The following is a 7,500-nucleotide window of genomic DNA, read 5'->3' as shown; positions in this document are numbered from 1 at the left end:
AATTATTTTATTTTTTTTATTTTTGTTCTATATATCTAATTTAGATCCTTCTTTAACGGTTTATAATCATTACTAAACTTTAGTTAAAATCTAGTCGCTGGTCATGCTCATTATATACTTCGCAGATGTCTATGACTCATTGATATAGTATTTATAAATAGCTATCTCAATCATAATTTTTCATGCTCATATAAAATATCATGAGTAATTTGTAAATTCTTAACAGCATCAAGACCATTCTAGTGGAGCAATTAAAGCTTTCCACAAAGCCCAACCTCGTGCTCTTGCCCAAGTATCATCATCTAATGCTAGCTGTTCTTTAAAAATTTTTCTTGCTTCATTTTGCAGAAAAGTCCAAATTATTACCAAATCACAAGCAGAATCACCAATATCCATACCTCCAAAATCGATTACTGCATTAAGCTTACCATTTTTTATAATAATATTACCACTTGCAAAATCACCATGAATCCATACAGGTTTTTTATTCCACTGAGAATTTAATGCTTTTTCCCAAACAGATAGAACTTTATCTGCATCAACCAAATCTTTTAAATTTTTAATGGCTATTTTTGTCTCAAGGTCATAAACTGCAAGATCACCTCCACGCTAAAAGTTATGAGTACCTGGAACAAGTCCATCAATTATATCAATCTTATGTAATTCATTTAGAAATTTTGCTAGATCAGAAGCAATTAGAGATAAATTTAAGCTACTAGTATCAAAGCTATTTGCACTTTTTCCTTCAATCCATTTATATATTGACCAATTCCAAGGATAATTTTTTGAAGGTTTACCTAAAGCTCAAAGCTTAGGGATATGAAATGACAAGTTAGGTGCTAATATTGGTAACCATTTGTGTTCTTTTGAAACCGCACCTACATATTTTGCTGCACTTGGTCATCTAATTAACATTTCATCGCCTAAATGAAAGGTTCTATTATCATGACCACTAAATTCAACCGGTTTGATAGGTCAATGAAACCATTTAGGGGATTGTTCTGCAATAAGCTCTTTTGCCGTGATTTCTACATTCATAACTTTGCTTTTTGTTTATGATTTGTGTTCATATTAGGTGATAAATAATTGATTCTAAATTTTCTTTAAGCACTTCATCCTCTAGTAAAATACTACATTTCCAAACGCTTAGCCTTTAAATCCAATTCTTTTAAATCAAATTTTATATCGATTATTGCTCCCTCTGCTTCTCTGTTTGCTATATCTAGAATGCCGCAATGTTCTTCGACTATTCTTTTAACTATAGCAAGCCCTACTCCCATACCTTTACTGCTGGTTGTAACATAGCTTTCGGTAGCTTTGCCTATTAGCTCAGGCGGGAATCCTTTACCGTTATCCGTTACAATAACGCTAATAAAATCGTCTTTAGCATCTATAGTAACTTCTATTTTCCCGGATGCTCGTCCTTCTATTGACTCTTCTGCGTTTTTCAACAAATTGATCATAACTTGATTTATTTGGGTAGCATCACACATAAAATCAAATTGTTCTACGTTAGACTCAAATTTATACAAAATATTATCATTAAGTAATTTACGTGCTTCAACAATATGTTTAACTAAATAAATTAATTCACTCTTCGTAAATTTAGGAGCAGGAAGACGTGCAAAAAGAACAAATTCGGATACTATATTTTTAATATCGTTAGTATGGCGAATAATCATTTTTAAATAATTTTCAAATTCTACCCTTCCCTTAATTTCAGAGCTAAATTTCTTCAGCAATCTTTCAGAAGCAAGTAAAATAGGAGTTAACGGATTCTTGATTTCATGGGCTACTTTTTTTGCAACATCCGACCAAGCCATAGCCCTCTGTGCTATAACTAAATCACGCTGCTGGCGAGAAAGTTGCTTAATCATTCTATTAAATGCCACATAAAGCGTGCCTATTTCGTCTTTATCTACTTCATTTTCAGGCACTTGTACCGTTAAATCGCCGTCTTTAACTTTATCGGTTGCAGTAACTAATTTTTTAATAGGTTTTACTATTTTAGCAGTAAATATAACCCCGAAACTTATAGCTACAAAAAGAAGTAATAAGGCAATAAAGATAAACATTATAGAGAACTTAATCTGTATATTATCTATTTCATTTTTAAGGCTATTATACTCAGCAGCTGCTCCGTTAGTTGCATCTACATGGTCGATAATTTTATTATCTACTAATCTACCGACTAATAAATACACATCATTATACTCTTTTAATTTAATCAGCATCCTTATTTTGGTTGGATCGGATTTTACTTCCACCGGTTCACCTAAATCCGCTTTTTTAATTAAATGTGCAGGGATAGTTGCAAATGATAATGAAAAACTTAAATAACTATTAGCTACTATAGTATTAGTAGATTTGTTTAAAACTATAGCCTCATCAAGCGAACGCATCTCTGCTTCAGTATTAAGTGTTTTAGTAAATAAAGCGGGATTGTGAATTAAATCGTAATACATATCGCTTAAATCTTCAGCAACGGCTAAAGCCGTTTCTTTTAGCTGTAATTTATGCTCGGCAATATAAGATTCTGCAACTATCACGGATTGATCAAGAACCGTAGAAATCTTCTTATCAAACCAAGCTTGAACACTAAGATTAAAAAAATAAACAGAAAATACCGAAACAATTATAGTTGGAATAGCTGCAACTAAACTAAAGGCAATTACAATACGATTTTGTAATTTAGAACTATCGTTATTATTATTTTTAGTAAAAAATTTTTGAGTTAGTAAAACACCTAAAATTAAAAAAATTGCTAAATCAACTAATAAAAACCCAATAATCGTACTAAAATTCTTTGATTCTAAAGATATCACATAAAAAGTAGCACAAGCAAAAATAATAGCTGCTGTTGCTAAAGTAAAAATTAGTACTCTACTAGAAAAATAAGAACATAAATTTTGTTTAAGATAACTAAGCATAGATACTGTTTATATGACTAAAACAGTTCTTTATAACATAAAAAAAAGCTAATTGGAAATATTTCAAGTTTTAAGTACCTTATTGTCATTTCTGCAAAAGCGGGGTGTTGTTGCATTGATTGTTTTTATGTCATTCCTGCAGAAGCGGGAATCCAGTCAAACATATAAAAACTTGTTTTTTTATTATATTTATTTTATCAAATACGTAAAATTTTGTATGGTTATTTTTTGGATTCCTGCTTTCGCAGGAATGACATCTTGAACGTTCGTACAACACATGGTCAAGCAACTAGATGACAATAAAAAAAGCTAGAAATATTAATACTTCTAGCTTTATATTTAGTATGAAAATTGTTTGAAATTTTATTCATCAAACATTTTTTTACGAGCAAATTTTCTCTGTCTTCTCGCTGCTTCTTGTGCTTTACGAACACGCTTCGCTGAAGGTGTTTCATAATAACGCTGTTCTTTCATCTTACGAAAATAAAGCTCTCTTTGTAGCTTTTTCTTAAAATTCTTAAGCGTATTATCACAATTACCGGCGTGAACATTTACTAGTATCACTAAAATTACTCTCCTTAAAAGATATTGTGGTTTATTGAACTATACCCTATAATTAAGTTATATGTCAAGGTCAAAAATATGAGCATTCAAGAAGAACACCATATCAAAAAAATAAGCTTCGTGCAATCTTTATTAGAATTATTACCGTTTAATGAATGGAATAATAAAATACTCGAAGAAGCAGAAGAAAAATGCGGTTTTGCAAAAGGCTATAGCTTAATAGTTTTTCCAGAAAGTTTATCCGAAATAGTAGGATTCTTGGAAGAGTATTTAGATAATATTATGCTAGAAAGCTTAAAGATAATAGCAGAACCATCAAAAATAAGAGAAAAAATATCTTTAGCCGTAAAGATTAGGGTCAAAACCGTACTTCCTATTATTCATAGTAAGAATGCCGCTTATTTTGCATTAAACCCAATACAAGGAACTGAAGTTGCATTCCGTAGTTGTGATGCTATTTGGCGTTATGCCGGTGATCAATCTCTTGATTTTAACTATTATACCAAAAGAAGCTTATTGCTCTCGGTTTATGTTTCATCTATTCTTTTTTATATCCAAGACGAATCAGAAAATTATATTGAAACCGATAAATTTATTGAGACTGCCGTAGAAAATATAGTAAAAACTTTCTCACAGATGAAAAAATTACTCGCCCCTTCAAATATCCCCATAGTTAGAATGTTTACGTAGATATGCTTAATGGGTAATATTAACTTCCATATCAAATATAAAAATGCTATGAAACTTATAAATAAAGTTAATAATGAATTACATTTAATCACTTATCATAAGACTGTAAAAGAAGCTCAAGCATTGTTTAAACAACATGGTTCTAAATCAGAATCATTTGTTGATGAATTTTTAAAGCAGAAATATCAAGAAGCGAATAAAGAAAATTCTAAATTTTAACTTGTAACCCAATAATGTCTTCTCATAACAATAATGCTTGATTCTTCTTCCTTGATGGCTTTACTTGCGGAAGAAAAAGGACAGGCAAAAATTATCCGATATATACAGCAGACAAAGCTTGGGCTAGCTTACAATTAAGTTGCAATATTGTTTTGATTCGCTAATTCATATAATATGAAAACTCAATTTAAAAAAGAATGTTCTAATAAAGAACATGATAGAACATTAGTTAATAATCAAGTTATCCCTATAAGTTATTTCGGTGAAAATTCAAAAACACTGAAGATACTTTTCTCTGAACTTGCTAAAGCGTATAAAAATAATTTAGATCTTCAAGAGAAGATAAATTATGACAAATATTATTCTTATAAAACAGAAAAGAAATATGTAGGTTTAAAAGAAATCGCCTATACCGAAGAACAACAATATTTAGAAAAAGAGCTTATAGAAGAAACTAAATAAATCGAGCCGAAGCCAATATATACTTATCCACCTAGGAAAAAATTAAAAACTTATGATGATATTTCTTTAGCAAAATTTATATATCCAACTATTAAATTATAACGTATGTATAAGGCAAATTAAGGGCTATGAGCCAATTTATAAAAAAGCACGGATAGAGAAAGAGATGATAAAGAGCCGTACTGTTACTAAATATCAGAATGTACCTGAGTATAAAGAGATTCAAGTGAAAAAATTTAACGAAGTGAAATATAATGAAGATATTAATAGTATAAAGATAACAATAAAGAATTTAATATTTAAAATATGTGATTTTCTAGCTCTTATGAAAACTATTAATTTAGAGCAAAAACAAAAGCTCCTACTAAATTTAAGTAATAAAGTAGAAAGTGATGCCAAAGCACAGTGCCTTAGCGATTTAACAAAATATACTAGAGTTGAAGTAATGTTTAAATATTTAAATGAAAAGTGGAAATATTTAGGATACGAAGCACAAATATTATCGGCTTATGAAGCTGAAACGATAGGTAGTAACTAATAGTGAAATGAATTGAGTTAGACAAAATTTCTATATCATCTTTTAATCTGTAATACACCTTATTACTTTTTTAAATATCTTAAAAATTCTTGTATTATGACCTCTCTTGCATATAATTAAGATATTTAAAAATAATTGCTAAAATAATGACAAATACTAAATATTATCCTGAAGTTAGCTCGAATGCTGATTTTGCAGGCTTAGAGCGAGAGATACTAAAATTTTGGCAAGACAATAATATATTCCAAAAATCTATTGATGATAGGAACGGAGAGTCAGAATTTATTTTTTATGACGGCCCGCCTTTTGCAAACGGTTTGCCGCATTACGGTCATTTGCTTACCGGCTTTATTAAAGACGTATATGCTAGATACCAAACCGTAAAAGGTAAGAAAGTCGAGCGTCGCTTTGGCTGGGACTGTCACGGTCTTCCTGCTGAAATGCAATCAGAGAAAAAACTTGGCATTTCAGGGCGTCTTGCAATAGCTAATTTTGGTATAGAGAAGTTTAATGCACATTGCAGAGCTTCGGTAATGAAATATGCTAATGATTGGGAAGAATATGTAACTCGTCAAGCAAGATGGGTGGATTTTAAAAATTCTTATAAAACGATGGATAAGAATTTTATGGAATCCGTACTTTGGGTATTTAAGGAGTTATATAATAAGGGGTTATTGTATGAATCTATGCGGGTAATGCCTTATTCTTGGGCATGCGAAACACCGCTTTCTAATTTTGAAACAAGACTTGATAATTCTTATCGTGAGCGAGCCGATAAAGCTGTAACGGTGAGTTTTGTACTATGTCATCCCGTGGCTACGACCACAGGATTTTTTAAAGAATACCGTATACTCGCTTGGACGACGACACCTTGGACATTGCCGTCAAATTTAGCCTTAGCAGTCGGTAGTAATATAGATTATGCATTAGTCCCTAAAAATGATGTTTGTTATATAATAGCTGCCTCTTCCGTCTCTAAATATGCTCAAGAATTAGGACTTAGCGGTGAAGAAAATTTTGAGATAATTAAAGGCTCAGAACTTCAAGGATTGAACTATAAATCTTTATTCGACTATTTCGAGAATCATCCAAACAGCTTCAAGATATTTGCAGGCGATTTCGTGGTTGAGGGTGACGGCACGGGAGTCGTACATATGGCTCCAGGCTTTGGTGAAGATGACCAAATACTTTGTGAATCGAAAGGTATTGAGCTTGTTTGTCCTGTTGATAATAGCGGTAAATTCACTAAAGAAATTCCTGATTTAGAGGGCTTACAAGTATTTGATGCAAATGACAAAATAATAATCAAACTGAAAGAGCAAGGAAATTGGCTAAAAACCGAGCAGTATATTCATAATTATCCTCATTGCTGGCGAACAGATACGCCTCTTATATATAAGGCTGTTCCGTCATGGTACGTAAAGGTTACGCAGTTTAAAGATAGAATGGTAGAGTTAAATCAACAAATTAACTGGATACCTTTCCATGTTAAAGATAATTTATTTAGTAAGTGGCTTGAAAATGCTCGTGATTGGTCGATAAGCCGTAATAGATTCTGGGGAACGCCGCTGCCTATATGGAAGTCCGATGATCCAAAATATCCACGCATAGACGTTTACGGCTCTATAGAGGAATTAGAGAAAGATTTTGGTGTTAAAGTTACTGATTTACATCGTCCGTTTATCGATGAACTGACAAGACCAAATCCCAACGATCCAACCGGTAAATCAACAATGAGTAGAATAGAAGACGTGTTTGACTGCTGGTTTGAAAGCGGTTCAATGCCATATGGGCAAGCCCATTACCCTTTTAAAAATAAAGAGTGGTTTGAGGATCATTTTCCGGCTGATTTTATAGTTGAGTATTCAGCTCAAACACGCGGATGGTTTTATACTTTAATGGTGCTATCTACCGCTTTATTTGATCGCCCACCGTTTTTAAATTGTATATGCCACGGCGTAATTTTAGACGCTACAGGTCAAAAACTTTCAAAGCGTCTTAATAACTACGCCGATCCGCTGGAGCTATTTGATAAATACGGCTCTGACGCTTTAAGAGTTACGATGTTATCTTCAAACGTTGTTAAAGGTCAGGAGC

Annotated in this window: 8 protein-coding genes; 5 read left to right on the top strand and 3 right to left on the bottom strand. The window is 32.0% G+C overall.

Annotated elements, in window-relative coordinates:
• Positions 1-228: 228 nt before the first annotated feature.
• The 3 genes from O6R16_RS06610 to rpsU all read right to left on the bottom strand — a co-directional run bounded on the left by O6R16_RS06610 (position 229) and on the right by rpsU (position 3,494).
• Positions 229-546 (bottom strand): phosphotransferase, encoded by a 318-nt coding sequence (locus O6R16_RS06610; RefSeq protein WP_499680516.1) that lies wholly within the window; start codon positions 544-546, stop codon positions 229-231.
• Positions 547-1,130: 584 nt separating this feature from the next.
• Positions 1,131-2,930 (bottom strand): sensor histidine kinase NtrY-like, encoded by a 1,800-nt coding sequence (locus O6R16_RS06605; RefSeq protein ID WP_499680515.1) that lies wholly within the window; start codon positions 2,928-2,930, stop codon positions 1,131-1,133.
• Between the two features lie 363 nt (positions 2,931-3,293).
• Positions 3,294-3,494: a 30S ribosomal protein S21 gene (gene rpsU / locus O6R16_RS06600; protein WP_012148483.1), complete on the bottom strand. Its 201-nt coding sequence runs from the start codon at positions 3,492-3,494 to the stop codon at positions 3,294-3,296.
• Between the two features lie 78 nt (positions 3,495-3,572).
• Between rpsU and O6R16_RS06595 the strand changes: the two genes are divergently transcribed.
• From O6R16_RS06595 to ileS, 5 genes are all read left to right on the top strand, one after another.
• Positions 3,573-4,184: a COQ9 family protein gene (locus tag O6R16_RS06595; RefSeq protein WP_499680514.1), complete on the top strand. Its 612-nt coding sequence runs from the start codon at positions 3,573-3,575 to the stop codon at positions 4,182-4,184.
• 9 nt (positions 4,185-4,193) lie between these two features.
• Entirely contained in the window at positions 4,194-4,403 is a 210-nt protein-coding gene (locus tag O6R16_RS06590) for a hypothetical protein (protein WP_499680513.1), read from the top strand.
• A 174-nt stretch (positions 4,404-4,577) separates the two neighbouring features.
• Complete coding sequence (locus tag O6R16_RS06585) at positions 4,578-4,865, top strand: hypothetical protein (RefSeq protein WP_499680512.1); 288 nt, start codon at positions 4,578-4,580, stop codon at positions 4,863-4,865.
• 166 nt (positions 4,866-5,031) lie between these two features.
• Complete coding sequence (locus O6R16_RS06580) at positions 5,032-5,403, top strand: hypothetical protein (RefSeq protein WP_499680511.1); 372 nt, start codon at positions 5,032-5,034, stop codon at positions 5,401-5,403.
• A 146-nt stretch (positions 5,404-5,549) separates the two neighbouring features.
• Positions 5,550-7,500: isoleucine--tRNA ligase (gene ileS / locus O6R16_RS06575; protein ID WP_499680510.1), on the top strand; the 1,951-nt coding region annotated here is incomplete at its 3' end.

The sequence above is a fragment of the Candidatus Rickettsia tasmaniensis genome (genome assembly GCF_036857515.1).
Taxonomy (GTDB): Bacteria; Pseudomonadota; Alphaproteobacteria; order Rickettsiales; family Rickettsiaceae; genus Rickettsia; species Rickettsia rickettsii.
The sequence above is the reverse complement of the archived record's forward strand: the minus strand, read 5'-3'. Positions and strand labels throughout refer to the sequence as shown.

Bases quoted from the DNA above. Each gene is read 5' to 3' on its own strand.
- O6R16_RS06605 (WP_499680515.1), bottom strand. From the start codon at position 2,930: ATGCTTAGTTATCTTAAACAAAATTTATGTTCTTATTTTTCTAGTAGA.
- O6R16_RS06595 (WP_499680514.1), top strand. From the start codon at position 3,573: ATGAGCATTCAAGAAGAACACCATATCAAAAAAATAAGCTTCGTGCAA.
- O6R16_RS06590 (WP_499680513.1), top strand. From the start codon at position 4,194: ATGGGTAATATTAACTTCCATATCAAATATAAAAATGCTATGAAACTT.
- O6R16_RS06585 (WP_499680512.1), top strand. From the start codon at position 4,578: ATGAAAACTCAATTTAAAAAAGAATGTTCTAATAAAGAACATGATAGA.
- O6R16_RS06580 (WP_499680511.1), top strand. From the start codon at position 5,032: ATGATAAAGAGCCGTACTGTTACTAAATATCAGAATGTACCTGAGTAT.